A 23,954-nucleotide genomic window follows, 5' to 3' on the forward strand; every position below is an offset into this window, starting at 1 on the left:
GCGATGCGGACCCACGCATATGACCGATAGAATTTCATCCTATACACACGTGACGCAATGTCGCGCGTTCGAGATCTGTCGGATCGCTTTCTCACATCGGATTTCCGGTAATTCAGCATGGCACGGCTTGCACGGCATTACGTCCCAGAACAACCTCAGCACGTTATCTTGCAGGGGCTCACGGGGCCCGCATTCCTGGACGAAGGAGACTACCTGTACTTCCTCGCCTGCCTGGCAGACGCAGCGCGCGTCGCCGATCTGGCAGTCCACGCATGGGTGCTCATGCCTGACGCGATACAGTTCCTCGTCACGCCTTCATACGAGTCGAGCGTGCCCGTGGCGATGCAGGCGGTCGGCCGTCGCTATGTCGAGACCTTCAACCGCCGCCATGGACGCCGCGGCGCGGTGTGGCGTGGCGAGTACCGGGCAACAGTGATTGAGCCCGATCGATATTTCCTGCTCGCGAGCCAGGTCATCGATCATGCGCCGGTGCGCAACCGCCTTGTAGCCGAGGCTGGAAACTATCAATGGTCTAGCTACACGCACCACATCGGGCTGCGTGTCGATAACTTCATCAAGGACCATCCACTCTACCGAGCGCTCGGCAATACGCCGTTCGAGCGCCAGCAGGCTTACCGCGATTTGGGCGCACAGCTTCTTGATGAACGCGAGGTCAATGACCTGATGCAGTCGACGCTCAAGGGCTGGGTGCTCGGCAGCGCCGCGTATTGCGAGTGGGCGGCCCAGACAGCCAACCGGCGTTTGATGCCCCTGCTGCTGCGCGACCGGCCGCCCCAAGGTTTGCACGACACGCCCCCTCGCACACGTGGGCTAACCAAAAGATAAACAAGCAAGGGAACCTTGCTCGGATGCCAGATCGCAGCATTGGGAAGAAGTGGACATTCGGATGGGCTACAAGATCGTCGCATTCTCGTCGCCCCGGCGACGTTGAGTCGGTGGTCGGCTAAGCGCTTGGACAGATTTTCTCGCCCAGCAAAGCTCGTGGCGCCAGAGTGAGTTAGCCGGGACGCTTCTCAAGCACATCCCTCACAACTGGAAGCGCCGTAAAAACATTCGGCCAACCCGCATAGAACGCCAGTTGCGTCATGACTTCGGACGCCTGTGCCTTGGACAGTCCGTTATCCATTGCCCGGTTCAGGTGATAGGTCAGTTGCGCGACCTGTCCAGTGGCGACCAACGCGCTGACCGTGACGAGACTACGATCGCGAGGCGCAAGACCAGGCCGCAGCCACAGGTCGTTGAACAGCGCATCTCGGGTGAATTGAACAACCCCGGGCGAAACGGCGCCGAAGTTTTGCTGAACTGTGCTTTCGCGCTGGGCTTCGGCCGCCTTGTCGAGCGGCAAAAGGTCAACTGCTGCTGGCGGGAGTTGCGTCGCCATAATCCCATGTCTCTCGAAAACGGCATTCGTCACCTTCACAGCCGCGGTCGCGTTGGCCCAACCGGAGTAGAAAGCCAGATGCGTGATGATTTCCGAAATCTCGCCGGGCTTGAGGCCACTCTTGAGCGCGAGATCGAGATAGAACGGCAACTCCGTGCTCTGATTGCGCGCAATCAATACTGAGAGCGTGACCACGCTGCGATCCCGTGCGGACAACTGCGGACGTTTCCACAGGTCGCCCAGCACCACATCGTTCGTATAGCGCTCAAGCGCTGGTGAAACGGTGTCCATTCCGGTGAGCAAGTTGCTGGAGGACGCGCGATCCAGGCTTTCCATATCAGTTTTCCTTTTGAACTGCGAACAGGCCGCGGTACCGAGCGCAAGCGACATCATCGCGACAATGAATATCCTCATCGGCAGTTTCCTCGATAGCGCCTGACCGCATTGAAATGAGTCGATATCTGAAATTTAACGTGCGCACTCATGCGCGACTAGGCGCTAGAATCGGCAAACACCTATGAAATGAGTTCATCAATGCGTCGCGAGAGCTACAACGACCTGCTTGCACTGATCGCCGTCGCGCGCGAGCGCAGCTTCACCCGCGCCGCCGCGCAACTCGGCGTATCGCAATCAGCCTTGAGCCATACCATCCGGGCACTCGAAACCCGGCTCGGAATGCGACTCCTGACCCGAACCACGCGCAGCGTCGCGCCGACGGAGGCTGGCGAGCGCCTCATTCGGACCATCACACCCCGTTTTGAAGAGATCGATTCCGAACTGGCGGCCGTGACGGAGTTTCGGGACAAACCTGCGGGCACGATCCGCATCACAGCGACCGATTACGCGACCGAAACGGTTCTGTGGCCCAGGTTATCGCCGGTTCTGCATCAATATCCGGACCTCAAGGTGGAGATCATCACCGACTACGGTCTCTCAGATATCGTGGCAGATCGGTACGATATCGGCGTTCGCCACGGCGATCAGGTAGCCAGGGACATGATTGCGGTCCGCCTCGCGCCCGAAATGCGCATGGCGATCGTTGGGACACCGGAGTACCTGAAGACGCGTGCGTTGCCAAGGAAGCCCCAGGATCTGACCGCGCACAACTGCATCAATCTTCGTTTGCCGACGTTGGGCGGCTTTTATCCATGGGAGTTAAAGAAGGGCAGTCGGGAGGTGCAGGTCCGTGTCGACGGACAACTCGCTTTCAACGGGACCTACCCGATGCTGGCTGCCGCGTTGTCGGGATACGGCCTGGCTTACATTCCGGCTGACCTCGCCCAGTCTCATGTCGAGGCGGGTCGCCTCGTGAAGGTATTGGAAGAATGGTGCCCCACCTTTCCAGGGCTGCACGCCTGCTATGCGACTCGACGTGAGTTCTCGCGGGCGATGACCGTGGTGATCGATGCAATCCGTTATCGCAAGGAATAGCCCCGGAACTGGAATGAGATTCATGAATACAGTTCATGAGGGTTTGCCGTTTTACTGGCTTTATCACTAGATACCATCAACCTATCATCCTCCATACAGACGGCGATCAAAGCGCCCGCTGATGCGCCTTTCCGGCGTGCACGTTCTGTTAACCGCAGGCGCGGCCTGCATGGAGATGATGAGAGTGGACTATGGATATCTGGGGCGCAGCGCCCTCAAGGTTTCGCCCCTGTGCCTGGGTGCAATGATGTTTGGCGGCGAAACGGATGAAGCGACCTCGCGCCGGATTATCGACAAGGCTTTCGACCAGGGCATCAATTTCCTCGACACTGCCGATGTGTACCACGCTGGCCGATCTGAAGAAATCGTCGGCCGGGCAATTGCGGATCGACGGGATGACTGGGTCGTGGCAACCAAGTTCGGCTATCCGGCTTCAGTTAGCGCCCGCCCGAACGAACAGGGCCAGTCACGCAAATGGATCTACCAGACGGTCGACGCCAGCCTGAAGCGCCTCGGCACCGACTACATCGACATTCTCTACTTCCACCGGTCGCTTGTTGACGCGCCGCTCGAGGAAGGGGTTCGCGCCATCGGCGACCTCATTCGCCAGGGTAAGGTGCGCTACTTCGGTCTGTCCAACTTCCGCGCCTGGCGTATTGCGGAGATCGTGCGCCTTGCCGATCAGTTGGGCATCGATCGTCCCATTGCAATCGAACCGGTCTACAACATGGTCGACCGTACCGCCGAGGTCGAGCTGATGCCCGCGGCGGGGCACTACGGCATTGGCGTCGTGCCGTACAGCCCGCTCGCCAGAGGTGTATTGACCGGCAAATATGCACCCAATGGTGCGCCTCCTGCCGACTCCCGTGTTGCGCGCGGTGACAAGCGCATCCAGCAGACCGAGTGGCGTCCGGAATCTCTCGCCATCGCACAGAAGGTCGCGGCATACGCCACTGAACGCGGCACCACCTCGGTAGCGTTCGCCATTGCGTGGGTGCTCAGGAACAAGCTTGTGAGTTCCGCTATCGCTGGGCCACGCACGGAAGCGCACTGGGACAGCTACATCGACGCATTGACGCTGCAACTGGGACCGGACGACGAAAAGTTTGTCGACAGTCTCGTGCCTGCCGGGCATGCATCGACGGCCGGCTATACGGACCCGAACTATCCGATTGAAGGCCGCCGCGTGACCGGTTGATCCGGCGGCAGAGAGCACTGCTGAATACCTTACCTGTACGAATTGAGGGAATTGATTGTGAATATAACTTTTGAGAACAAGGTTGCACTCGTCACGGGTGCGGGCTCCGGCCTTGGTTTGGCGACGGCGAAAGCATTTGCCTTGTCAGGGGCTTCCGTCGTGCTGGCAGACTGGGATAGAGAGAGCGTGGAGTCGGCAGCCGACGAACTGAAGGACCAAGGTTGTGCGGTCCTCGCTGTGCAGTGCGACGTGGCCGACGATGCACAGGTAGAGGCAATGGTCGCGCAAACCGTGTCGACCTTTGGAAGATTGGATATCGCCTACAACAACGCTGGCGTCCAGAATGTCCTTGCTGAAACAGCCGATTCGACTCGAGACGACTACGACCGCGTGATGTCGGTCAATCTGGACGGTGTCTGGAGTTGCATGAAATTCGAACTGCAACAGATGCGCCGGCAGGGCAACGGCGCGATCGTCAACTGCTCGTCTTTGGGCGGCCTCGTCGGCGGCGCGGAGCGTGGCACCTATCACGCTGCGAAGCATGGTGTACTGGGGCTGACCAAGAGTGCTGCCCTTGAGTATGCGGCACGAGGTATCCGGATCAACGCGATCTGCCCGGGTCTGTTCTGGACGCCGATGTCTGAGCAGATGGCGGCCTCCGGCCAGAGCGAAGCGCTTGATGCACTGCTGAAGGCGGTTCCAATGGGCAGATATGGGAAACCGGAAGAGATCGCCGACGTCGTTCTCTGGCTTTGCAGCGATGCTTCGAGCTATGTCACCGGTCAGTCCATTTCCGTCGACGGTGGCTTCATCATGCGATGAGCGAGGGGCAGCGCTTCAAAGCGCGTACCTTGAAGGTGATCGGCAGCACGCGTCCCTGAGGAGATGGCCGTGCTGCCAGGGAAGTCGGTTACTTTACTTCGGCGGCGGCAGCGAAGGATCGAGCTTCGCCGATTCCTTGACGAGCTGTTCCGTCATCGCGGCCGCAACCGGATTCGAGCCCTTGCCAGGCTTCGTGCTACTTTGGTCCGTGGCGACGCGAGCGGCCGACATATTCGGCGGAGGCAACGATGGATCGAGCTTCGCCGATTCCCTGACCAGTTCGTCCGTTTCCGGTGTCGCGCCTCGAGTCGTTATCGCGCGATGGTCCACACTGTCTTGCCCACGCAGGGTGCGCTGCGCCGGAGTCACCTTCGGCGCACCCGAGTCCTGTACGTTCACCGACGCGACTGCCGTCGATGGCGCCTGCTTCGGTTGTGCCTCAGGTTTCGGTTGCGCGGTGACTTGTGCGGCGGCCGGGCCGGATGCGGGTGCTACTGCCAAAGCAGAAGCAGGAGCGGGAACCACCGGCTCCTGCGCATTGGCAGTGCTTTTTGTGATCGAACCGGACGGCTGCGATTGGTCGATGCTGCCGGCCGTCACATGATCGCCTGGGCGCGAATCGACGACGGCAGGGGGTGCGGACTCATGCATGGCGCCCGTGAGTTCTGCCATTGAGCGGCGGTCCGCCTGAAGGAGCATCAGGTACGTGACCCCTACTGCTACGAGCAGGAGCCCTCCAACGATCATCAAAATCTTTCGGGTATTCATCATACTTACTGACCGAGCCTGCAAACGACGTGAGATGGTCATGGTAAACCATTGATCGCGGCATTTGTCAGACGAATCAACGTACGAGGAATCCATACTTGAGCGGATCGCGCTCGTCGATGATCCAGTTGGCGAATCCACAAACGTAGGCTGAGCCTTCGATCTCGGGGATCACGGCGGGGAATTCACCGAGCTGCGTTTCGCCGACAACACGCGCACGAAACACCGTGCCGATGATCGATTCATTCACGAGTACGTCGTCTCGCCCAATCTCGCCACGCAGATACAGTTGCGCCACGCGGCCTGCGCTGCCCGAACCCGTAGGAGAACGGTCCACTTCCCGGTCCGCGAAAATGCAACAGTTCGCCTGAGTGGACTCGGGAAATCTCGGCGCGCCGTGAATGATGGTGCCGTAGATATGATTGATTTCCGGAATCTGCGGATGCACAAGTGGAAACGCGCGATTAGCGGCGATCTTCACTTCCGCACCGAATTGCTTGAGCGCTTCGACCGACGACTCACGAATCGCGAGGCCGTGCGGTGTGCCGTCCGTGTAGAAATAGAATGCCCCACCGAACGCGATGTCGCCTGTCACCGTCCCGTAGGTCGGCGTCTCGACGCTCACGTCGCGCTTGTAAATGAACGATGGCACGTTAATGAATCGCACGCCGTTGGCGTGCATGCCGTCCCACTTGACGAATGCTTCGATAAAACCACACGGTGCGTCGATGCCGACGCGCGTCTCGGGTGATTCGCGCTGCACCCAGCCGAGCTCCACCGCAGCCGTTGCCAGTGCCATCACACCATGTCCGCAGTGGTCGCTATATCCTTCGTTGTGCAGGAAGATGACGCCGAAATCAGCTGTGGGTGAAACGGGCGGCGTCAGATAGCCCCCGTACATATCCGCGTGTCCGCGGGGTTCGAACATAAGGGCCTGGCGAATATTGTCCGCATGTTCGCGTACCCAGGCACGGCGCTCCACGATCGAGTTGCCCTGCAGGCGGGGAAGACCCGAGGTGACGATCCGGAACGGCTCTCCGCCGGTATGGACTTCGACGGTACTAATTGTGCGAGTGACCTGCATATCCTTTATCCTCCACGTGATGTCTGCGCGCCGCTACGAACGCCATGCGGCGTACGTTATGCTGCCACGGGCTCAAGCAGTTGTCCTGCCTGTTTGACGCAGACTCCGGCCTTGATCACCATCGGGAATCCCAGTGGTGGCGGCGAGGTTAGTGCCATGAGTCGTGGTCCTCGGCCGGGCGGATGGTAGCGGGAGTATGCACTTCCTGATCCACGAAGCTGGAACCGCATGGAATCTGCAGAAAGTGTTCGTTTCGTGGTCGCGTGTCGAAGATCGCAACGCTGCACGTAATAGCGAGGTGAACGTGCAGGAACTAAAGGTCGATTACCAGTTCGTCAGATTTTGCGCGCGACACGCAGATCATCAGCGATTTGCTGGACCTCTGCTCGTGTTCACTCAACACGTAGTCGCGATGCTCGACTTCGCCCGACAACACCCCCACCTCGCAACTACGGCACAGTCCTTCCCGGCAGGAAAACGGCGGGCAGACGCTGTGACGTTCAAGGCTCTCCAGAATCGACTCGCTGGGTTCGACCGCGCATCGCATTCCGAGTCTTGCAAGCACGATCGTGAATGCCCGCTCGCTCCCATCGGCGACTTGCACAGGCGATGCGGTAAACCGCTCGAAATGCAGATTCTCGCGCGGTATACCGGACTGCTGGCCGTGATGCGATACGGCGTCCATCAGTCCACCCGGTCCGCAACAATAGACGTGCTCGCCATGTTTTATGTCACCGATCAAGGTCTGAATGTCAGGCGTCCCACTGGCCGATTCGTCGTTGGCGTGCACATGAACCTTGCCACCGAAAGCGCGCAATTCGTCGAGGTACGCCGCACACATCCGCGACCGCACGCAATAGTGCAAGTGCCAGGGTACGGCTTGGCGCACGCACCATCGGATCATGCTGAGGATAGGCGTGATGCCTATACCGCCTGCAATGAAACGATGAGATGTCGCCTCGCGCGACAGACCGAACAACGTGCGAGGCTCACTGATCGTGAGCAAGTCGCCTTCGCGAAGCGATGTGTGCAGATAACTCGACCCACCGCGCGATGTCGCGGAAAGCCCGACGCCCAGACGATAACGATCTGTTTCTGACGCATCGTTGCAGAGCGAATATTGCCGCGTGAGGCCACTAGCCAAATGGACATCGATATGTGCGCCGGGCTCAAAAGGAACAAGCGCCGTGCCGTCTTCTGCCCGCAGCTCGATGCCTAGTATTCCTTCTGCTTCGCGCGTCAGCTGCGTTACTTTCACCTGAATCATCTCAGGCTCCTCGCACTGCTTCCGGCATCTGCCGTTTCTCTTCTTCAAGCCGTTGATTGACTGTCCAGCGGAACTGGGACAGTGCAGCGTCGATGCCAAACGGCATCATCCTGAAGCCAGGATCCAGTGCAAGATTCTTCTGCTGCGCAGTGATGATGTCGCGGTCCTCGTCGAATGCATCGACAACCGCCTGATGGATCGCTCGCGTGACCTCGGGCTGATCAATTGCAAAGTTGTGTGGATGGCCGAAGAAGTAGTGTGTGGAGTCTTCCGTTTCGGGCGTGAGTGCCTGGCAACCACGGAATTCTGCCGCGTCGACACGTGCACCTTCTTGCGCGCCGGTACCGACCGGCGCCATGCCGGAATCCATTCGCAGAATCGCTGGAATCGTGAAGTCGTAGAAATTCCAACGGTCGACCTTGCCAGGCCAGTTCTTGACGGCCGCGGCGAACGGAGGCGCATCCGTATTCAACGTCCAGCGCGTGATGCGAACGCCGCCGTCGATGCGCTCAACTTTGGGCTGTACCTTGGCATAGTCTTCGGGGCCGCCTAGCGTGGTTGGATGCACGAACGGCAAATGCGAGAAGTCCAGCAGGTTGTCGCAGATCAGCAGGTAGTTCACGTTGTAGTGAATGTAGCCGGGCAAGCTGCGCCACTGCGGATCGTCGAGCCAATGGGTGTCGGGAATGGTCTCTGGGTCGGCAAGCAAAGGATCGCCCATCCAGATCCAGATCCAGCGGTGCCGCTCGACAACCGGAAATGTTCGAACCTTCGCCTGCGGCGGAATGCGCTGTTGGGCAGGCGCTTCAACACAGGTTCCAGTGCTGTCGAACTTCAGACCGTGATACATGCAGCGGACGCAATCGCCTTCGCGCCGGCCAACCGACAGCGGCGCGCCGCGATGGCAGCAACGATCCTCGAGCGCAACGACACCGCCGCCTTCCTCGCGATACAGCAGAACCGGGACACCGGTAATGACGCGAGCGAACAGCGCTTCGCTTTCCACCTCATGCGACCAGGCGGCTACGTACCACGTGTTTCTGATAAACATCCTTGTCTCCATCATGTGGGTGCGGCCTATCGTTGGCACGCTTGACCTCAAGATAGATTCGCCACCATCATGCGTCAAGCCAATGGGACTAATGCAAGGAATGCACACCGTGCATATACGTGATCTCGACCTGAATCTGCTCGTGGTGTTCGACGCGCTGCTTCGCGAACGCAGCGTGACTCGAGCGGCATCCGAAGTGGGGCTGTCACAGGGCGCTATGAGCCATGCGTTGAATCGCTTGCGAGCGTTTTTTTGAGGACCCTCTGTTCGTCAAGACGCCATCGGGCATGGAGCCGACGCCGAAAGCAACCATGCTTGGCGTTTCGATCGTTGAAGTCATGACGACCTTGCGTCAGGACGTCGTCTCGCAAGCACGCTTTGATCCTTCGACGGCGCGGCGCACCTTCGTTCTTTGCATGACGGACATGGGCGAACTGGTATTTCTGCCACCGCTCATCCGAAGGTTGCGAGAGGAGGCGCCAAACTGCACGCTGCGATCCGTGCAAGTCCCGATCGAACAGATCGAGGGGCTGCTTGCGTCTGGAGAAGTGGATCTCGCGCTGGGGTCGATCCGTGCCGCGCCTGATAATCTCTACCAGCAACAACTCTTCCTGCACTCTTTCGTGACGATGGTAAGCGTGCGAAACAAGCTAATCGGCGAATCGATTACGCGTGAACAGTTCGAAACGATGCCGCAGATTGTCGTTTCCCTGACTGGGCGCGCGGGTGCGGCTTATGACAGCGCGTTCGACGAGTACGGCATCCATCGAAATGTTTATCTGACCACACCGCACTTCCTGGTCGTGCCACTACTGATCGACGAACATCCCGAACTGATCGCCACGGTGCCGCTGGAGCTTGGAAATGTCTTCGCCAAACTCGGGACCGTCAAGATTGTTCCGCCGCCGGTGCCGCTTCCACCGTTTGCGCTTCGCCAGCTCTGGCATCCTCGATTTCACGACGAACCAGCGAACATCTGGCTTCGACAACTTATCAAGCGCACGTTTGAGCACTATCCGGACTTACCGGCGAGATAGTGACTGGCTGGGGACGCGGGTATTCATGGTTATTGTTGATACCGGATTGCATGGACGGAACGCTCTTGGTCCATCGACGCGATGTCAGCGGCTGTCAACAGTTCACGCGGGTTATTCATCGTCTTTTCACGCCGCCTTCATACTTTTTCCAGTATTGAAACTCTTCTTCGTGCACCTCAAAATCCAGCTCCGAGACGCGCTGAAGGAGCCGCTCCTGCGCGTCAGCCACGGCGTTGTTGTAGATACTCGGGCCAATTTCTTCCAGGAAGAAACCGAGAAGCGCGCCAGCAGCGATGTTGCCGATAGGCTCCTCCATATTCTTCTCGAAGTACCGTTGAATGGATGCAATCGCATCGGCTCGAACTTCCTTGGTCAATTCAATTGTCATGGAGGTTATGTCCGGTGAAATTTCAGTGAAAAAGGCGTGCCAAGCACCGCGATACGCGCTGAGTCTTCCGGCCTAGCTGTACTTATCGAACGCGTAGTTTCCATCTTGTTCTTATTTCAGATCCCGTTGGAAAAGGCGGGTTTAACGTGCCGACAAGCGCCGATTGTCGGCGATGTAGGCCACATGGTCGAGCCTCCCTTCATGGCCGCGCACTGCCCTGCAAACCGCTCTGCGGCGCGATCTCCCTCGGTCCCGATCGACAACACATACGCGCCCCCCGCTCTAGTCACGCGACAATCTACGTGATTTGTCTCGATTCGGGCACTCTAGGTGCTTCGAATGCATGGGGATATTCGTGACGAAACCAGTCTTTCACCTGATCGTGATTGAGCGCAAAGAATTCGCGCGATCGCGGTATCAAAACGAAACCGAAAGCGAGCAGACAGGTAGCGAGACCGAAGCATGTATAAACCTGGCCCACCGCCCAGTGCGTGAGTGCCGTACCTGCGATCATCGGTCCAAGAATGCCGGCGATCTGCGTAGTCATCATGCTGGCAGCGAGAATGCGTACGCGGAAATTCTGCGGGATGGCCAATGAACGATGAGTCGCGCCAACGAGCCCCATCGATGCATTGGCGAAACCCACACAGGTAAGCGTCAACACGAGAACGATAGGTGAATGGGCCCAGCCGGAAGCAGCAAGTGCCAGCCCTTCACACATCGCAGCCCCCACCCGGACATTGAACCGGCCGAACCGGCTTACCAATGCGTCAGAACCGCGAAAGCTGCCGAGTAGTAAACCCGTAGATAAGGCCGCTTCGCAACCACCGAGCCAGAGCCCCGACAGCCCCAGTGATTGAACTTTGAGCGGAATCAGCATGCCGACTGCAGGACCCTGGAATATCCACACGAGGAAATTGACAAGTGTCCAGCCGCGCTCCAACGGGACGATCCATTTAGCATGCAGTCCGGCGCGCAGGTCTTCCCACCAACGGGCCAAACCGCGAGGATGTTCACGATGCTGAGACCGGGATGGAAGCTGCAAGGTCACGTACGCAGCAACGCCAAGCAGAATGCCGTTCATCCAGAAGGTTGCAGGAATACCGCCCAAAGCCAATGCCGCACCAGCCAGTGCCGGCCCCAAGGCACGTCCAGCCGCTTGCGTCGATTTACGAAGACGAAGCGCTTCGGCCAAACAATTCGCAGGAACAAGTTCGGCCGAAATGGTGGAACTGGCCGGATCGATGAAAGCTTTCGCAATAACAGTGACTACGCCTATGCAGATGATGAGCGTAAGCCGGTAGTCGGACAGCGAGGCGAGCGTAGCGAGGGTAAAGGCGACGACCATTAAGGCGCAGATACCCCATACAATCTGCGGTCTCTTTGCGTACCGATCCCCGAGTGGCGAAAGCAGCGGCATTGCGAAGATCGTGGTGACGGCAATGCTTACGCCGTAGATCGCAAGGTGATGTGCGCCGCCCTGATGAACGATCCACCAAGGGAGCGTGATATAGCCAACCATGTCTGCCAGGATCGTAAAAAGATCGCTGAGAAGCAGACAGGCAAGAGAGGGGGCGATTGCGTTTATGCGAGATTTGATTCCCCAAAGCACCGGTTTCCCCCTGTTGAGTTCGATGATGCTACCTCAACATTTCTCCCACAACTTAGGTGAATGTTTCCAGACATCGTCGTTTTATTAATGGGGCGATGAACGGCGCGATTCACAAGAGGATCCCGACTGAACGAAAGTAGCCGATCAGTGACGGTCGTCGCTCCGATTCCGTTGGGCCCCACAAGAAGCAGGCGCGAGCACTCAGGGTGCCTTGGATTCGGCGCGCAGCTTGACCGCAGTATTCATCGCCTGAAAACTTTGCCGAGTGTCTTCGACTACGTCTTTCGTCAACCGCCCGACAAGTAATCCAGAGAAACGCTCAGTTTGCTCAAGATGGGTGCCACCGGGCACAGCCGTCAGGTGAATGCAATGTTTGCCGTCGAAGACGCCGCGAATCCACACGCTGCCACGCCAGCAAAGGTCCTGCCCTGGACGAACGAGTAGGACGGTCGGCTTGAATACCATCGAATCCGATCCGCTGCCTAGCACAATGCGAACTGTCGCGCCCTCCCTGAAGTCGCCGTCAACTCGAGTAATGAAGGGATTCCAATCGGGATACGCGGCACTATCCGATATAACGTTCCAGACATCGGAAGGCGGCCGAGCGATGAGAACATCCGCACGCACACTACTATCTTCGTGCATGATGAAAAGGACTCCAACTATGCCGACCACACTGGCGATGACGCTTTTCAACCACCACTTCGGCAAGCTCATATTCGCCCCGTAATCCGTTGCAGTTCTTTTTCTGCTGCCGGCCATGCACCGACTTATCAATCAATCGCATCGACGAATCGACGCAACAACCTTCGTCATGTGATCAGTTTCCGCAGCCTCGCAAGCGGCAATTTCCATCGGCAAGATGGAGCCCCCTCCGTATTTTGCCTCAGCGGACTTCTTGCAACTCGCATCGCGTCGCTTCTTCCACCCCGCGATTTTCTTCTCCAAGCGCGCTTTGCAGCTAGGGAATTTTGCGGACTTATCTTCGACGACATTCTGCAGCTTCTGTTCGGCAACCACCCTGTCGCGCCATGCACAGAAGTTCAGGCTCATCTGGTTCGCATCGCAGTTCGCGAGCATGCCTTGCACCTCGCTCGCAGGCAGTCCGCTCTGCTGCGAGATGACGTCAGCGGGATCCGGGGCGCCAGCAAATGCGGGCGAGCACGCGAGTGCAAGAAGTACGAGGAGAGCGCGGTGGATGAAGTGCACCCGGCAAATTGGTTTGAATGCAGATCGCATAGTGATCCCCTTTCGCGGGAGCAAGGCAACGTACCGGCTCCACTTTCATGCGAGCGCGCCACGGTTCGACCGCCGCCCGCAAGCGCGTCACCACGCGCAGTCTAACTCCGTCGGCGCACCAATCCGTAAATGATCAACAGAACGATAGCGCCAATCACCGACGCAATCCAACCTGCCGCCTGGCCTGGTTGATACCAGCCCAGCGCACGCCCCACATAGCCCGCAATCAGCGAGCCGGCAACGCCGAGGACGATGGTCATAATGAGCCCCATGCTGTCGTCCCCGGGCTTCACCGCCCGCGCAATCAATCCGATGACCAGCCCTACAACTACCGTACCGATGAATGAAAGCATGCTGACCTCCCGAGAGTGTGAGTGCTACGGTTTTCTTTTTCTGCTGGCTACTGCTCTACTGCGACGCTTTTCGAAGCATACGCGCTAAATGTGGCAGTCGGCCAGTCCCGCACTAGCTGCGCCAGATATCCAGATGCGCATGAATATAGACTTGTTGCAGTACTTCTTTCGTGGCCAGATAGTCCTGCAAAGCCCAATCTGAATAGAGCGCTGCCGCAATACTCGATCTGCCTGGATGCTTCGATACCTCTGCGGCAAGTGTCCCCGCACGTATGCCGGATTCGATCGCGAACCGAAGGCCATCGCCTGAGGCGGGATCGAGATATCCCGCAGCATCACCGCATACGAAATAGCCGGGACCGGCGGCCTGATGAAGATGCCGCCAGCGCCGGCATTGTTGCCACACAGTTCCAATGACAGATATGCCTGAACGCAAGCCGATATGCGTGTTCCGTTGCACGGACAACGAAGTCCACATGTATTGCGCTGATGTCGGCCGTAGCCAGAGCCAGCCGTCCCGCGCGATCTGCCAATAGGTGTCGCTCTGCGACGAACATCCGCTCGCGAAACCGCGACGAAGCCAGATGGGTGACGAGTCGACGGTTTCGTCGAGTGAAAGTGCGCGACGCAGACAGCCGGCGATTCCCGTCGCGTCTATGACGATGCTCGCCCTGCACTCATCGCTTCCGCACGTCACACCGACGACATGTCCGCTTTCAATGCGAGGCAAAAGCGGATACAGACACTTGCGCGTATAGGCTACCCCAGCCGCGGACGCATCGACGCGCAAACAATCGTCGAGTCGATTGCGCACAACCGCGCGGCCCGGACTAGATTCGGAATCGACATCGAGCCATACATCCGACTGCGCGATCACTGCGGGAGCCAACAACGCGAGTAACTTCAATGCGTTGTTCGATACACACTCCGGCGCCGCATGCGACAGGCCGCGACCCAACATCGTGACATCGCATCCTGCGTTGGCGGCGACAATTGCCGCCGCGCACCCGGCAGGACCATCGCCAATAACCAGAACGTCACACGGACTCATGCCTTGAGTAAAGCCGAAGTGCCTCAGGTCCGGGTGGGCATCGTTGAACGGGCCCTTTCAGCATCGAATCGGTCACGTCACAACTGATGGCCTCGCCATATCGAATGCGCAAGCGTCCAGGCACATGCTGCACCGGTTTCGCACCGTCTTCGGGAAGAACGAACAGGAAGTGATAGGCCTTGGTCGCGCCTGCCGGTTGATCGAGTTCCGTTGCCGATACAAGCCACAATTGGGTCTTTGCGGGAGTCTGCGTTGGATCGCACGCTGCCACGGCGAGGCGCAACGCCTTGATCCTGCGAATGAGTTCGGCTGCGTCGACATGTTCGAAGGCGCCATACAGCATATTGCCGCCCAGCGCGTTCGCGACGTAATCCGATCGCTCGATATCCGCGTAATCAACCGTGCCCGCGGCCGTAAGAAAAGGACCGTACTCGCCGTCCCATCCGGCGCGCGTGTTATGTACAAGGCCGCCTTGCACCAAAGGATGTTGCGGGTGAAATCCAAGTTCGCTGTCCAGCATTGGAATGGCCGTTGGCGCATCGCTCCGGTTGAAGGTTCGCGATGCATCCGGACTGACGGCAGGCCAGAAACTGTTTGACGCTGCGCACAACTTGATGTCTTCCGCGAATGGACTGCCCAGGCCAAACGTTGCGAGATAGATCCCTTTACGATGTCCCCCCGCATAGGTCACGTCCCAGCCCGGCGCAAAAACACTCGATGATGCATCGGATAGAAACGACACCATGCGAGGCAAATGCGCCTTCTCGTGAGACTCTTTTGATGCGCGTGGTGCAAGACTGAATGAAACGGAAATCGTATCTTCGCTGGTCGAAAACGCCTCTTTCTCGCTGAACGAATCGACGTGATGCGGATTGACGGGAAGCCGCTCAGCGCTGAGCGATATAGGTGAGCCGTTTCTAAACTGAGTCTTGGGATCGATGTGATCTTCTTTGAACCAGCGCTGCAATTCGGACTGGTCCGCATAAGGGAAAAAATCCGGCGCCGCCACGATCGAATAAGCGGGCAACACGCGTCGATTCACCAGCTCCTTGATTCTGATCGTGACTGCGCCTTCGACACAGTGATCAAGAAACAGTTGTGCATCGTAACCGCCTTTGATCACCTTCTCGACGAATGCCGATTGGCGGATCGGATGCGTACGCATGTCCGCATACGTACCGTTCTTGTCCCTCATATGGCGGATATTCATGTATTCCGGCGAGTTGCGCGGTTCCGGAAAACGCAGCCAGAACCAGTTCTTTGCGATCGTTGGGAAAAACATTTCATGTATCTGCGCAACGAACGCAAGAAACAACCTGTATAGATCAGTGAACAGACGCATAGTCGTATAGCGCCGATTGACGATGTGTATGAGGCGCCATCGCGCCGGCACTGAGAACCCGCCAACGTTATAGTTCGCCGACGTCACGGGTTCAATCAGAGGCCGCGCCGCCGGCATCAACAGTACGCTTCCGCCACAATGCTTGAGCACGATTGATGGAACGCCCGTCGCGGCCGGCTGCGCCAAGTCCGGATACCGGCATACGATCGAATACGGTGGACGGTCGAGATCTCCCAATGGGACCGGAGAAATGCCCCATCGTGCCTTGACGGCGCGCTTCAGTTTTTCGCCGATATGCCAATGGCCGTAGTCCAGATTCAACGTCATGTTTGGCAGGCATTCGGCGGAAAACAGCTTGCGCACCGGCTGAATGAATGCACGATGTCCGTCGTCGCGTTGTTTTCCCTCGATCAACGCAAGTCCGTCTGGTCCGGATACACGCCGCACAAGAAACGCTCCATACCGCGCCGGCAACACCCGCACATGCTCGATTTCGTTCTCGACGTGCGGAACGTAGCTCCGTGTCCGCGCGTCGTAGAGTGCTTCCGTGTCGCCATTTCGCGCGATGCCGAGCCGCGAGAAAACCATGTCCGCGTGCTGCTGATGTCCGGTACGACGCACGGGACGATACTGGTAGGCCAGCACGGCAATATCGAGTGTCGACCAGTCGGAAGGCAAAGCTGCAAGCGAGTAGATATAGTTTTCGAGTAGATCTATATCTTCCAGGCTTATTCCGCCATCGGGCGATGGACACTCGGATAGCGCAAGCATGTGATAAAGCAGGCTCCGCGCGGGGTCGCCCGGTTCTATCGCGCGTTCGGTGCTTCGGCAAAGATCTTGAACGCGCCGATCTTGCCAGTCTATTTTCAGTCCTTCACTCAGCAAAACTGCAGTACGTTGCGGCGAATCCGAAGACGAGAGATCGAGACCATGTCGGTTCAGCACGTCCTTCCACGGCGTCGACAATTTGCCAACCAACGTGTGGATTTCATCGATCAGCATCTACCACCTCCCAATGAGTGGCTCACCCAAGGCTGCGCGGAAATGACTTGTCTGCTGCTTGCGTGCTTTCCCTGGGTCTACTGGCGATTGCTGTGTTTTCAGCGATCGCTCCACTTGCCTGTTGCATTTCGGGTTCGCAATCGCCAAATCCAGTGACTAATATAGGTGATTCGAGAAGAAGAAAAGCGTTCGTTTTGTTTGAAGCAACTCACATCTCTATCGTGAGCAACACAAGATCCCGGCTTCGGCCTTCGCCGACCTCAATACGCTGTAAGAACATACGGTGGACGATGTCATGCTGGCGCGGCGAACCTTTCTTCTGGGTGGTGCCAGTGTGGCGGGCTTGGGTGTGCTCGCGATCGGATGGTCAGTATCTCCGTCAGACGACAGGCTCGTCCCCAAGACTCCACTCGATGCGCCTGGCAGCAATGCAGCGCTCAACGGCTGGCTGATGATCGATACCGGCAACAACGTCACGATCGTCATGAGCAAAGCTGAAATGGGCCAGGGCATCCACACCGGCGCTGCGATGTTGCTGGCGGAGGAACTCGGCGCGGACTGGTCGCAAGTCCGCATCGTCGATTCCCCTATCGATGCGATCTACACAAACCGCGAAAATCTGCCGCGCTCGCTTGCTATCCGTCCTGACGATCACAGCTGGGAAGCGACGACTAAAGAAGATTTCGCGCGGTTGATTGCCCGCCTGCTAGGCACCATGGTGACAGGCGGATCGACAAGCATCGTCGATCTCTGGAAGCCGATGCGCGAAGCCGGCGCATCGGCGCGCATGATGCTATGCAGCGCGGCGGCAAAGCAGTGGAAAGTATCGGTCAGTCAATGCAAAGCACGCTCGGGCCGCATTATTTGTGGTCCCGAACAGTCGGTGACGTTCGGCGAACTTGTCGATGCGGCGAAGCTCGAACCGCGCCCCACCCATGTCACGCTCAAAGACAAATCCAGCTTCACCATTATTGGTCAGCGATTCAAGCGCATCGAGGCACAATCGAAGATCAATGGGAAAGCGATGTTCGGAATCGATGCACAGCCGCGCGACCTGCTATATGCGAGCGTCACGATGTGCCCGACGCTCGGAGGCACCGCGACCGGCTACGATTCTTCGAACGTGAAGAATAAAGAAGGCGTGCACGCTATTTTCAAAGTCGATCCATACAACGGCGGTACCGGCGGAGTCGCAGTCATTGCAGAGAACCCCTTCATCGCAATGCGCACGCTCTGCCAGTTGTCGTACACATGGGACCACGGGCCGGCGGCGAAAGTAAGCGATGCAGACATTAGCGCCACCTTGATCAAAGCGCTCGATGACAACACCCACCCCCGGTCTTTCTACAAGACAGGTAGCGTCGATGAGGTTTTGAAGAAATCGAAACCTCTAGAAAGGCAGTACAAGGTGCCATATCTCGCGCACGGGACGCTCGAACCCGTCAACTGCACGGCTCAGGTCAGGGATGGCGAAGCGACGATCTGGGTATCCACACAAATTCCAATGGCCGCCCGCAAGGCGGTGGCCAAGTTCCTGAATCTGAACGAGGACAAAGTACAGGTGCATCAGTACCTGTTAGGCGGCGGCTTCGGCCGACGGCTTGAAGTCGACTATATCGTGCAGGCGGTTGCGATCGCTGGTCATGCAAAAGGACATCCTGTGCAGAACATCTGGTCACGCGCACAGGATATGACACACGACTTCTACCGCCCCGCGTGTGTGTCGCGATTCAAAGGTGCGCTCGATTCCGACGGCAACCTGATCGCCTGGAAGAACGAGTCGGCCAGCCAGTCGATCAACGTGGAAGCGCTGCCCCGTGCATTCGGCTCCCCAAAGATTGTCTTCGAGGTTCTCAAGGACATCACGACCGCGGAGGGTGCGTTCGATCAGCCATACGAATGCAAAAATATTTCCGTCACGCACAATACGGTCTCACTACCTATCCCGGTTGGTAACTGGCGCTCGGTTGGGCATTCCTACCATGCGTTTTTTGTCGAAAGCTTTATCGACGAAATGGCGACGGCCGCTCACAAAGACCCCTTCCAGTTCCGGCTCGACATGCTGAAGAAGCCGGAACATCAACGGCATGCCGAAGTACTCCGGCAACTCATCGATTTTTCCGGCTGGCATACGCCACTGAAGCGAGACGGGAAGACCGCGAGAGGCGTAGCGATGCACGAATCATTCGGCAGCATCGTCGCGCAGGTTGCGGAAGTGCAGAAGCATGGTGACAGTTTCCGCGTCACGCGCGTGTTCTGCGTGATTGATTGTGGCATTGCAATCAATCCAAATCTCGTAGAACAGCAGATGGAAAGCGGCATTATTTTCGGCCTCTCGGCCGCATTGCAGCAACAGATCACGATCGTGCAAGGTCAGGTTCAGCAGAAGTACTTCTCTGACTTCCCTCTCGTCGATATGTCGACCTGTCCTGAGATTTTCACACGAGTGATCCAGAGCGGCACTGAACCTCAAGGTGTCGGCGAAGCCGGTACGCCGCCCATTGCGCCTGCTCTGGCGAATGCGCTTTTCGCGCTCACGGGAACCCGGTTTCGCAGCCTTCCACTCATGCAGCCGCCTGTGCCTTGCGGAGGTGACATATGGTGTCAATCAGTGTTAACGGGAAAACCGTCGTCATGCATTCCGCCCCCGACACGCCCCTGCTCTGGGTACTCCGGTGCGAACACCAACTGACGGGTACCAAATTCGGTTGCGGTATCGGCGTTTGCGGCGCCTGCACTGTCCTGCTCGATAACACCGCCAGGCCGGCTTGCCAGATACCGATATCCACGATTCTCAAATCGCGTGTCGTCACCATCGAGGGACTGGACAGCACAGAGGCTCGCGCGTTGAAAAAGGCCTGGATCGAATGCGATGTCGTGCAGTGCGGCTACTGTCAAAGCGCTCAACTGATCGCGGCAACAGCGTTGCTTTATTGCCATCGTCATCCAACCGATTCCGATATCGACGAGGCCATGAGGGACATCGCATGCCGCTGCGGCACTTTTCCCCGCATCCGCAAAGCCATTCACCAGGCGGCCCGGTCGCTGCGCCCATAAACAAAGGCTGAGCAGCACGCCCAGCGATTGATCCGCACGCTCGCGGACTCGCAGGCTCTCGGGCAGGAAAAACCGGAAAAAACAATTTTCTCGGATTAAACAAAACTCATCGCTTATAAAAGCAAACTAAAAAAGCGAGGTAAAAAATCCGGCTTTAGTAAAACTAAACCCGGAACTCAAATCAAATCGTTTGTGCGTCACCCCCGTCGCCGCTACTCTGCCCAGCAATGATCTCAGGCAAACATCGCGCTTTGAAGCGGATTTTGCCTCCCACTTCATTTCATGCATTCGACAGAGGACATTCAGAATGAGTCTGGCGCACACCGAATCTCGACCCAGCAAGATATCCGACGTTCAGCTCGGGGAATCCGATATTTCAATCGAGCAATTCATTGCCGTAGCCCGACATGGCGCACAGATAAAGTTTTCTTCCGTGTATCGCGAGCGCGTGTTGAATTCGCGCCGCCTGGTCGACCTGTTTCTGAGCCAGAACCGGCTCGTCTATGGGGTGACGTCTGGCTTCGGCGCTAATTCGACACGCGTTATCAGCCCGGACGACGCCGAGCAGCTTCAGCGAAATATCGTGCGCTCACATGCTGTCTCGGTCGGCGAACCGCTACCGCGTGAAGTGGTTCGAGCCACGCTGCTAATGATGCTGATCAGCCTCGGCAAAGGTTATTCCGGCGTCAGCCTCGAATTGCTGCAGCAAATCGCCGGGCTACTGAACAACGACATCACGCCGTTCGCGCCGGGCGATGGCTCGGTCGGTTATCTCGCGCCCGAGGCACATATGGCGCTCGTGCTGATCGGCGAGGGAGAAGCGTTCTACCAAGGTGAACGCATGCGCGGCGCCGAAGCATTGGAGCGAGCAGGGCTGAAGCCACACTCGCTGCGCTGCAAGGAGGGGCTTTCGCTCACCAACGGCACCACCTCGGTAACCGCGATCGGGATGTTGGCGCTTTACAACGCGCTCGAGCTTTCGAAGGTTGCCGACATTGCCGCATCGATGTCTCTACAGCCGCTTAAGGCCACCACGCGCTCACTGGACGCCCGGTATCACTCCGTCAAGAAACATGTCGATCAGAGGAACACGGCCGATAACCTGCGGCGGCTGCTGGCCGGCAGTGCGCTATGCGAGCGCTTTGTCGATTACAGACTGCAGGACGCTTACAGCCTTCGCGGCATTGCCCAGGTACATGGGGCATCCAAGCGGGCGATCAAGAACGCGTACGACTCGATTCTCGATGAAGTGGGATCGTCCGGCGACAACCCCATCATCCATCCCGAAGGCGAGGACGGTATCGCGATATCCGGTGCCAACTTCGACGGTACGTTCGTCGGCATCGGGTGCGATCTCCTCTGCATCGCCATGACCACGCTCGCGAAAATCTCGGAGCGCCGGACAGACCGCCTCGTCAACCCGTACCTCAGCGAACTGCCCGCGTTCCTCGCAAAGGATCCCGGGCTGAACAGCGGTTACATGATCATTCAGTACACGGCGGCCGGATTGCTGGGCGAGATGCGCACCCTTGCTCAACCCGCGAGCGTCGATAGCGTGCCGACGAGCGGCAACCAGGAAGACCCCGTGAGCTTCGCCTATCACGCAGCGCGAAAAGCCTACACAACTTCACAGAAGTTGCAGCACGTGCTGGCGATCGAGCTGCTCACCGCCGCTCAGGCGCTGGACTTCTTCGATCCCGCCGACGCATCACCCGCAACCGCTGCGGTGTATGCGCGGATTCGGCAGGTTGCCCCGACAGCAGAAGGCGATCGGTTCTTCTATCCGGACATGATGGGTGTCCACCGCCTCGTCGAACAGGGCGACCTGCTGAGCATCGTAGAGAACATCGCCGGCACATTGCACAGCTGAAGCAGTAGCGCCAGCAATGCAGCGAACTGTGGCAATCCGAGTATTTCCAATCCAAGCACAACCTTGCTTCGACACTTTAGAGGTGTAATGTGAATGCGATTTCAACAAGAGTCCTGAAGACTTCTCTCGTCACTTTTCTCGGCATGCTGGCACTGGCGGGAACCGGAGCTCAAGCAAAGGAATGGAAGACCGTAAAGGTCGCCCTGGAAGGCAGTTACGCGCCATGGAATCTGACCTTGCCGAGCGGCAAAATCTCGGGATTCGAACCGGAATTACTCGACAATCTGTGCAAGCGAGTCAACCTGCAATGCGAGCCAGTCGCACAGGACTTTGACGGCCTCATTACCGGCCTGCAGGCCGGCAAATTCGATGCTGTGATGGATGCCCTTGCAATCACACCCGAACGTCAACAGGCCATTGCGTTCTCCAAGCCCTATGCTGCAACGCCGGCCGCGTTCGCGACGGTAGATGGGCATGGACTGGCGAACACGACAGGAAAACCCTCTTCCCTCAAGCTGACTGGCGACCCGAAAACCGACGGCCCTTTGATCGCCCCGCTGCGCGATCAACTGAAAGGGAAATCGATCGGCATTCAATCCGGCACGGTGTACACCAAGTTCATCAACGACAACTTCAAGGACATCACGTCCGTACGCCTCTACAAGACCTCGGCCGAACGTGACCTCGACCTGGTCAACGGACGCGTCGACATCGCCTTCGACGACGTCACCTACTACGCTGGAATCGCCGACAACAAAGACACCGCCCGAATCCGGGTCGCCGGACCCACCATCGGCGGCGCAGTTTGGGGGCCGGGAGAAGGTCTTGGCTTTCGCAAACAGGATGCGGATCTGAAAGCAAAATTTGACGCCGCTATCACGGCAGCACTCGCGGACGGTACCGTGACGCGCTTGTCGGAAAAGTGGTTCAAGACCGACGTGAAGCCGTAAGCGTGCGGCATTGCATGACGCCGTTGCGCGTCGAGGCGGAGATCAGTCTTTGCTAGACTGGCTTCACGATGGCATTTGCCAGGTCAACGACATGAACCGCCTTCCTCCTCTTCGAGCCTTGCAGATATTCGACGCCGTCATTCGTTACGGGGGCGTCGTAGCCGCTGCCGAGGCGCTTTACGTAACGCCCGGTGCGATTAGTCAGCAGATTCGCGTCCTTGAGGAGTTTCTCGGGGTCACGCTTTTCGAGCGGGAGAACACGGGCCTGCGACCGACCCCGCTTTGCGAGTTGTACCACTCGCACATCTCCCGGGGGTTCGAGTGCTTTCATAGCGCTCAGGCGGCGCTCAAGGCGCAGACGGGCCCCCGGCTCACGTTGATGACGTTCCCGTCAGTCGCGACTCATTGGCTCGCCGCAAGATTGGACAAGTGGCACACCATCTGCCCTCACGTGCAGGTCCATGTCGAAGTCGTCGATCACGAAACCAGCATCGCCGCGCGAAGTGCCGACGTCCGCCTAACGTATGGGGCACTACCGAGTGACGGAACGCCCTATCACGTCGTCTTTACGGACAAGGTTGCGCCCGTGTTCGCACCCTCGCTGTTGCAGGCGGAGAAGCCGATCTCGCAACCGGCGGATATCTTGCGGTACCCGCTGATTCACGTCGAATGGGGATGGGCAAACTTGTCACCGCCGACGTGGGGACACTGGTTGCATGCGGTTGGCGTGCCTCTGCCCGAAGGCCTGGCGCCACTCACCTACTCCGTTTCCGGCATGGCAATCGACGCGGCAATTCGGGGAAGAGGCATTTCGTTGGGACAGGGCTTTTTTGCCATCGATAGCATCAAGCGACACGAACTCATCGCGCCGTTCAAGGTCGCCCTACCCATGCCGTTCCCCTACTTCATTTGCTGGAAGCGAACGGCGGCAGACTCCCCTGCCACCAGGCAATTTCTCGATTGGCTAATTGAGGAAGCCGAGCAGACGGGACGCGACATTAAAGCCATGTTTGGTGAGTGAGGTGTCGGT

General features: G+C 58.1%; 22 protein-coding genes and 1 pseudogene. 11 read left to right on the forward strand and 12 right to left on the reverse strand.

Translation table 11 applies throughout. The features are described from left to right. Positions 1 to 117 precede the first annotated feature (117 nt). Positions 118 to 835: pseudogene (locus tag M0D68_RS02990) on the forward strand (transposase). 183 nt (positions 836 to 1,018) lie between these two features. On the opposite strand, the gene M0D68_RS02995 reads toward M0D68_RS02990, so the two are convergent. Further along, complete coding sequence (locus M0D68_RS02995) at positions 1,019 to 1,738, reverse strand: carboxymuconolactone decarboxylase family protein (protein WP_266209133.1); 720 nt, start codon at positions 1,736 to 1,738, stop codon at positions 1,019 to 1,021. A 198-nt stretch (positions 1,739 to 1,936) separates the two neighbouring features. On the opposite strand from M0D68_RS02995, the gene M0D68_RS03000 reads away from it, so the two are divergent. From M0D68_RS03000 to M0D68_RS03010, 3 genes are all read left to right on the forward strand, one after another. Next, on the forward strand, positions 1,937 to 2,833 hold the full coding sequence (locus tag M0D68_RS03000; RefSeq protein WP_266223733.1) for a LysR family transcriptional regulator: 897 nt from the start codon (positions 1,937 to 1,939) through the stop codon (positions 2,831 to 2,833). Positions 2,834 to 3,017: 184 nt separating this feature from the next. Further along, the gene (locus M0D68_RS03005; RefSeq protein WP_266223959.1) at positions 3,018 to 4,031 is read left to right on the forward strand and encodes an aldo/keto reductase; all 1,014 of its coding nucleotides are present in this window, start codon (positions 3,018 to 3,020) and stop codon (positions 4,029 to 4,031) included. 57 nt (positions 4,032 to 4,088) lie between these two features. Further along, on the forward strand, positions 4,089 to 4,853 hold the full coding sequence (locus M0D68_RS03010; RefSeq protein ID WP_266223734.1) for an SDR family NAD(P)-dependent oxidoreductase: 765 nt from the start codon (positions 4,089 to 4,091) through the stop codon (positions 4,851 to 4,853). A 93-nt stretch (positions 4,854 to 4,946) separates the two neighbouring features. Here the strand turns inward: M0D68_RS03010 and M0D68_RS03015 are convergent, their stop codons facing one another. The 4 genes from M0D68_RS03015 to M0D68_RS03030 form a co-directional block, all read right to left on the reverse strand. After that, on the reverse strand, positions 4,947 to 5,525 hold the full coding sequence (locus M0D68_RS03015; RefSeq protein WP_256457107.1) for a hypothetical protein: 579 nt from the start codon (positions 5,523 to 5,525) through the stop codon (positions 4,947 to 4,949). Positions 5,526 to 5,697: 172 nt separating this feature from the next. Further along, the gene (lhpH, locus tag M0D68_RS03020; RefSeq protein WP_266223735.1) at positions 5,698 to 6,705 is read right to left on the reverse strand and encodes a trans-3-hydroxy-L-proline dehydratase; all 1,008 of its coding nucleotides are present in this window, start codon (positions 6,703 to 6,705) and stop codon (positions 5,698 to 5,700) included. A gap of 313 nt (positions 6,706 to 7,018) precedes the next feature. Next, positions 7,019 to 8,071 (reverse strand): PDR/VanB family oxidoreductase, encoded by a 1,053-nt coding sequence (locus M0D68_RS03025; RefSeq protein ID WP_308187554.1) that lies wholly within the window; start codon positions 8,069 to 8,071, stop codon positions 7,019 to 7,021. Further along, the gene (locus M0D68_RS03030) at positions 7,974 to 9,023 is read right to left on the reverse strand and encodes an aromatic ring-hydroxylating dioxygenase subunit alpha (RefSeq protein ID WP_266223736.1); all 1,050 of its coding nucleotides are present in this window, start codon (positions 9,021 to 9,023) and stop codon (positions 7,974 to 7,976) included. Before M0D68_RS03030 ends, M0D68_RS03025 begins: the two co-directional genes overlap by 98 nt. 109 nt (positions 9,024 to 9,132) lie before the next feature. On the opposite strand from M0D68_RS03030, the gene M0D68_RS36585 reads away from it, so the two are divergent. Beyond that, positions 9,133 to 9,279, forward strand: coding sequence for a LysR family transcriptional regulator (locus M0D68_RS36585; protein WP_308187555.1), 147 nt, complete (start codon positions 9,133 to 9,135; stop codon positions 9,277 to 9,279). A gap of 31 nt (positions 9,280 to 9,310) precedes the next feature. Continuing rightward, complete coding sequence (locus tag M0D68_RS03035) at positions 9,311 to 10,060, forward strand: LysR substrate-binding domain-containing protein (RefSeq protein WP_308187556.1); 750 nt, start codon at positions 9,311 to 9,313, stop codon at positions 10,058 to 10,060. Between the two features lie 115 nt (positions 10,061 to 10,175). On the opposite strand, the gene M0D68_RS03040 is transcribed toward M0D68_RS03035, so the two are convergent. The 7 genes from M0D68_RS03040 to M0D68_RS03070 all read right to left on the reverse strand — a co-directional run bounded on the left by M0D68_RS03040 (position 10,176) and on the right by M0D68_RS03070 (position 17,047). Then, positions 10,176 to 10,448, reverse strand: coding sequence for a DUF2164 domain-containing protein (locus tag M0D68_RS03040; protein WP_200622357.1), 273 nt, complete (start codon positions 10,446 to 10,448; stop codon positions 10,176 to 10,178). 298 nt (positions 10,449 to 10,746) lie between these two features. Continuing rightward, entirely contained in the window at positions 10,747 to 12,036 is a 1,290-nt protein-coding gene (locus tag M0D68_RS03045; protein ID WP_323137210.1) for an MFS transporter, read from the reverse strand. 225 nt (positions 12,037 to 12,261) lie between these two features. Continuing rightward, entirely contained in the window at positions 12,262 to 12,777 is a 516-nt protein-coding gene (locus M0D68_RS03050) for an SRPBCC domain-containing protein (RefSeq protein ID WP_266223738.1), read from the reverse strand. Between the two features lie 60 nt (positions 12,778 to 12,837). After that, positions 12,838 to 13,299: a lysozyme inhibitor LprI family protein gene (locus M0D68_RS03055; protein ID WP_266223739.1), complete on the reverse strand. Its 462-nt coding sequence runs from the start codon at positions 13,297 to 13,299 to the stop codon at positions 12,838 to 12,840. Between the two features lie 101 nt (positions 13,300 to 13,400). Continuing rightward, positions 13,401 to 13,652: a GlsB/YeaQ/YmgE family stress response membrane protein gene (locus M0D68_RS03060; protein ID WP_266223741.1), complete on the reverse strand. Its 252-nt coding sequence runs from the start codon at positions 13,650 to 13,652 to the stop codon at positions 13,401 to 13,403. A gap of 112 nt (positions 13,653 to 13,764) precedes the next feature. After that, positions 13,765 to 14,703 carry an NAD(P)/FAD-dependent oxidoreductase gene (locus tag M0D68_RS03065; protein WP_266223742.1) on the reverse strand — a complete coding sequence of 313 codons (939 nt, stop codon included), beginning with the start codon at positions 14,701 to 14,703 and terminating at the stop codon, positions 13,765 to 13,767. After that, positions 14,690 to 17,047 carry a hypothetical protein gene (locus M0D68_RS03070; protein WP_266223743.1) on the reverse strand — a complete coding sequence of 786 codons (2,358 nt, stop codon included), beginning with the start codon at positions 17,045 to 17,047 and terminating at the stop codon, positions 14,690 to 14,692. Before M0D68_RS03070 ends, M0D68_RS03065 begins: the two co-directional genes overlap by 14 nt. Before the next feature lie 295 nt (positions 17,048 to 17,342). On the opposite strand from M0D68_RS03070, the gene M0D68_RS03075 reads away from it, so the two are divergent. The 5 genes from M0D68_RS03075 to M0D68_RS03095 all read left to right on the forward strand — a co-directional run bounded on the left by M0D68_RS03075 (position 17,343) and on the right by M0D68_RS03095 (position 23,945). Further along, on the forward strand, positions 17,343 to 19,739 hold the full coding sequence (locus tag M0D68_RS03075) for a molybdopterin cofactor-binding domain-containing protein (RefSeq protein WP_266223961.1): 2,397 nt from the start codon (positions 17,343 to 17,345) through the stop codon (positions 19,737 to 19,739). Then, positions 19,646 to 20,104 (forward strand): (2Fe-2S)-binding protein, encoded by a 459-nt coding sequence (locus M0D68_RS03080; protein ID WP_093634426.1) that lies wholly within the window; start codon positions 19,646 to 19,648, stop codon positions 20,102 to 20,104. Before M0D68_RS03075 ends, M0D68_RS03080 begins: the two co-directional genes overlap by 94 nt. A 190-nt stretch (positions 20,105 to 20,294) precedes the next feature. Continuing rightward, entirely contained in the window at positions 20,295 to 21,974 is a 1,680-nt protein-coding gene (gene hutH / locus M0D68_RS03085) for a histidine ammonia-lyase (RefSeq protein WP_266208953.1), read from the forward strand. Between the two features lie 143 nt (positions 21,975 to 22,117). Then, positions 22,118 to 22,924, forward strand: a complete 807-nt coding sequence (locus tag M0D68_RS03090) for a transporter substrate-binding domain-containing protein (RefSeq protein ID WP_211707743.1) — start codon at positions 22,118 to 22,120, stop codon at positions 22,922 to 22,924. 91 nt (positions 22,925 to 23,015) lie between these two features. Further along, entirely contained in the window at positions 23,016 to 23,945 is a 930-nt protein-coding gene (locus M0D68_RS03095) for a LysR substrate-binding domain-containing protein (protein WP_200620991.1), read from the forward strand. The last annotated feature ends 9 nt before the right edge of the window (positions 23,946 to 23,954 follow it).

Origin of the sequence: Paraburkholderia sp. SEWSISQ10-3 4 (assembly GCF_030464785.1) — a bacterium.
Lineage (GTDB): Bacteria > Pseudomonadota > Gammaproteobacteria > Burkholderiales > Burkholderiaceae > Paraburkholderia > Paraburkholderia aspalathi.

What these genes read in the sequence shown, in the direction of transcription:
- M0D68_RS02995 (WP_266209133.1), bottom strand. Translation starts at nt 1,738, where the DNA reads ATGGAAAGCCTGGATCGCGCGTCCTCCAGCAACTTGCTCACCGGAATG.
- M0D68_RS03000 (WP_266223733.1), top strand. Translation starts at nt 1,937, where the DNA reads ATGCGTCGCGAGAGCTACAACGACCTGCTTGCACTGATCGCCGTCGCG.
- M0D68_RS03015 (WP_256457107.1), bottom strand. Translation starts at nt 5,525, where the DNA reads ATGGCAGAACTCACGGGCGCCATGCATGAGTCCGCACCCCCTGCCGTC.
- lhpH (WP_266223735.1), bottom strand. Translation starts at nt 6,705, where the DNA reads ATGCAGGTCACTCGCACAATTAGTACCGTCGAAGTCCATACCGGCGGA.
- M0D68_RS03030 (WP_266223736.1), bottom strand. Translation starts at nt 9,023, where the DNA reads ATGTTTATCAGAAACACGTGGTACGTAGCCGCCTGGTCGCATGAGGTG.
- M0D68_RS03035 (WP_308187556.1), top strand. Translation starts at nt 9,311, where the DNA reads ATGGAGCCGACGCCGAAAGCAACCATGCTTGGCGTTTCGATCGTTGAA.
- M0D68_RS03040 (WP_200622357.1), bottom strand. Translation starts at nt 10,448, where the DNA reads ATGACAATTGAATTGACCAAGGAAGTTCGAGCCGATGCGATTGCATCC.
- M0D68_RS03050 (WP_266223738.1), bottom strand. Translation starts at nt 12,777, where the DNA reads ATGAGCTTGCCGAAGTGGTGGTTGAAAAGCGTCATCGCCAGTGTGGTC.
- M0D68_RS03055 (WP_266223739.1), bottom strand. Translation starts at nt 13,299, where the DNA reads ATGCGATCTGCATTCAAACCAATTTGCCGGGTGCACTTCATCCACCGC.
- M0D68_RS03060 (WP_266223741.1), bottom strand. Translation starts at nt 13,652, where the DNA reads ATGCTTTCATTCATCGGTACGGTAGTTGTAGGGCTGGTCATCGGATTG.
- M0D68_RS03065 (WP_266223742.1), bottom strand. Translation starts at nt 14,703, where the DNA reads ATGAGTCCGTGTGACGTTCTGGTTATTGGCGATGGTCCTGCCGGGTGC.
- M0D68_RS03070 (WP_266223743.1), bottom strand. Translation starts at nt 17,047, where the DNA reads ATGCTGATCGATGAAATCCACACGTTGGTTGGCAAATTGTCGACGCCG.
- M0D68_RS03075 (WP_266223961.1), top strand. Translation starts at nt 17,343, where the DNA reads ATGCTGGCGCGGCGAACCTTTCTTCTGGGTGGTGCCAGTGTGGCGGGC.
- M0D68_RS03080 (WP_093634426.1), top strand. Translation starts at nt 19,646, where the DNA reads ATGGTGTCAATCAGTGTTAACGGGAAAACCGTCGTCATGCATTCCGCC.
- M0D68_RS03090 (WP_211707743.1), top strand. Translation starts at nt 22,118, where the DNA reads ATGCTGGCACTGGCGGGAACCGGAGCTCAAGCAAAGGAATGGAAGACC.
- M0D68_RS03095 (WP_200620991.1), top strand. Translation starts at nt 23,016, where the DNA reads ATGAACCGCCTTCCTCCTCTTCGAGCCTTGCAGATATTCGACGCCGTC.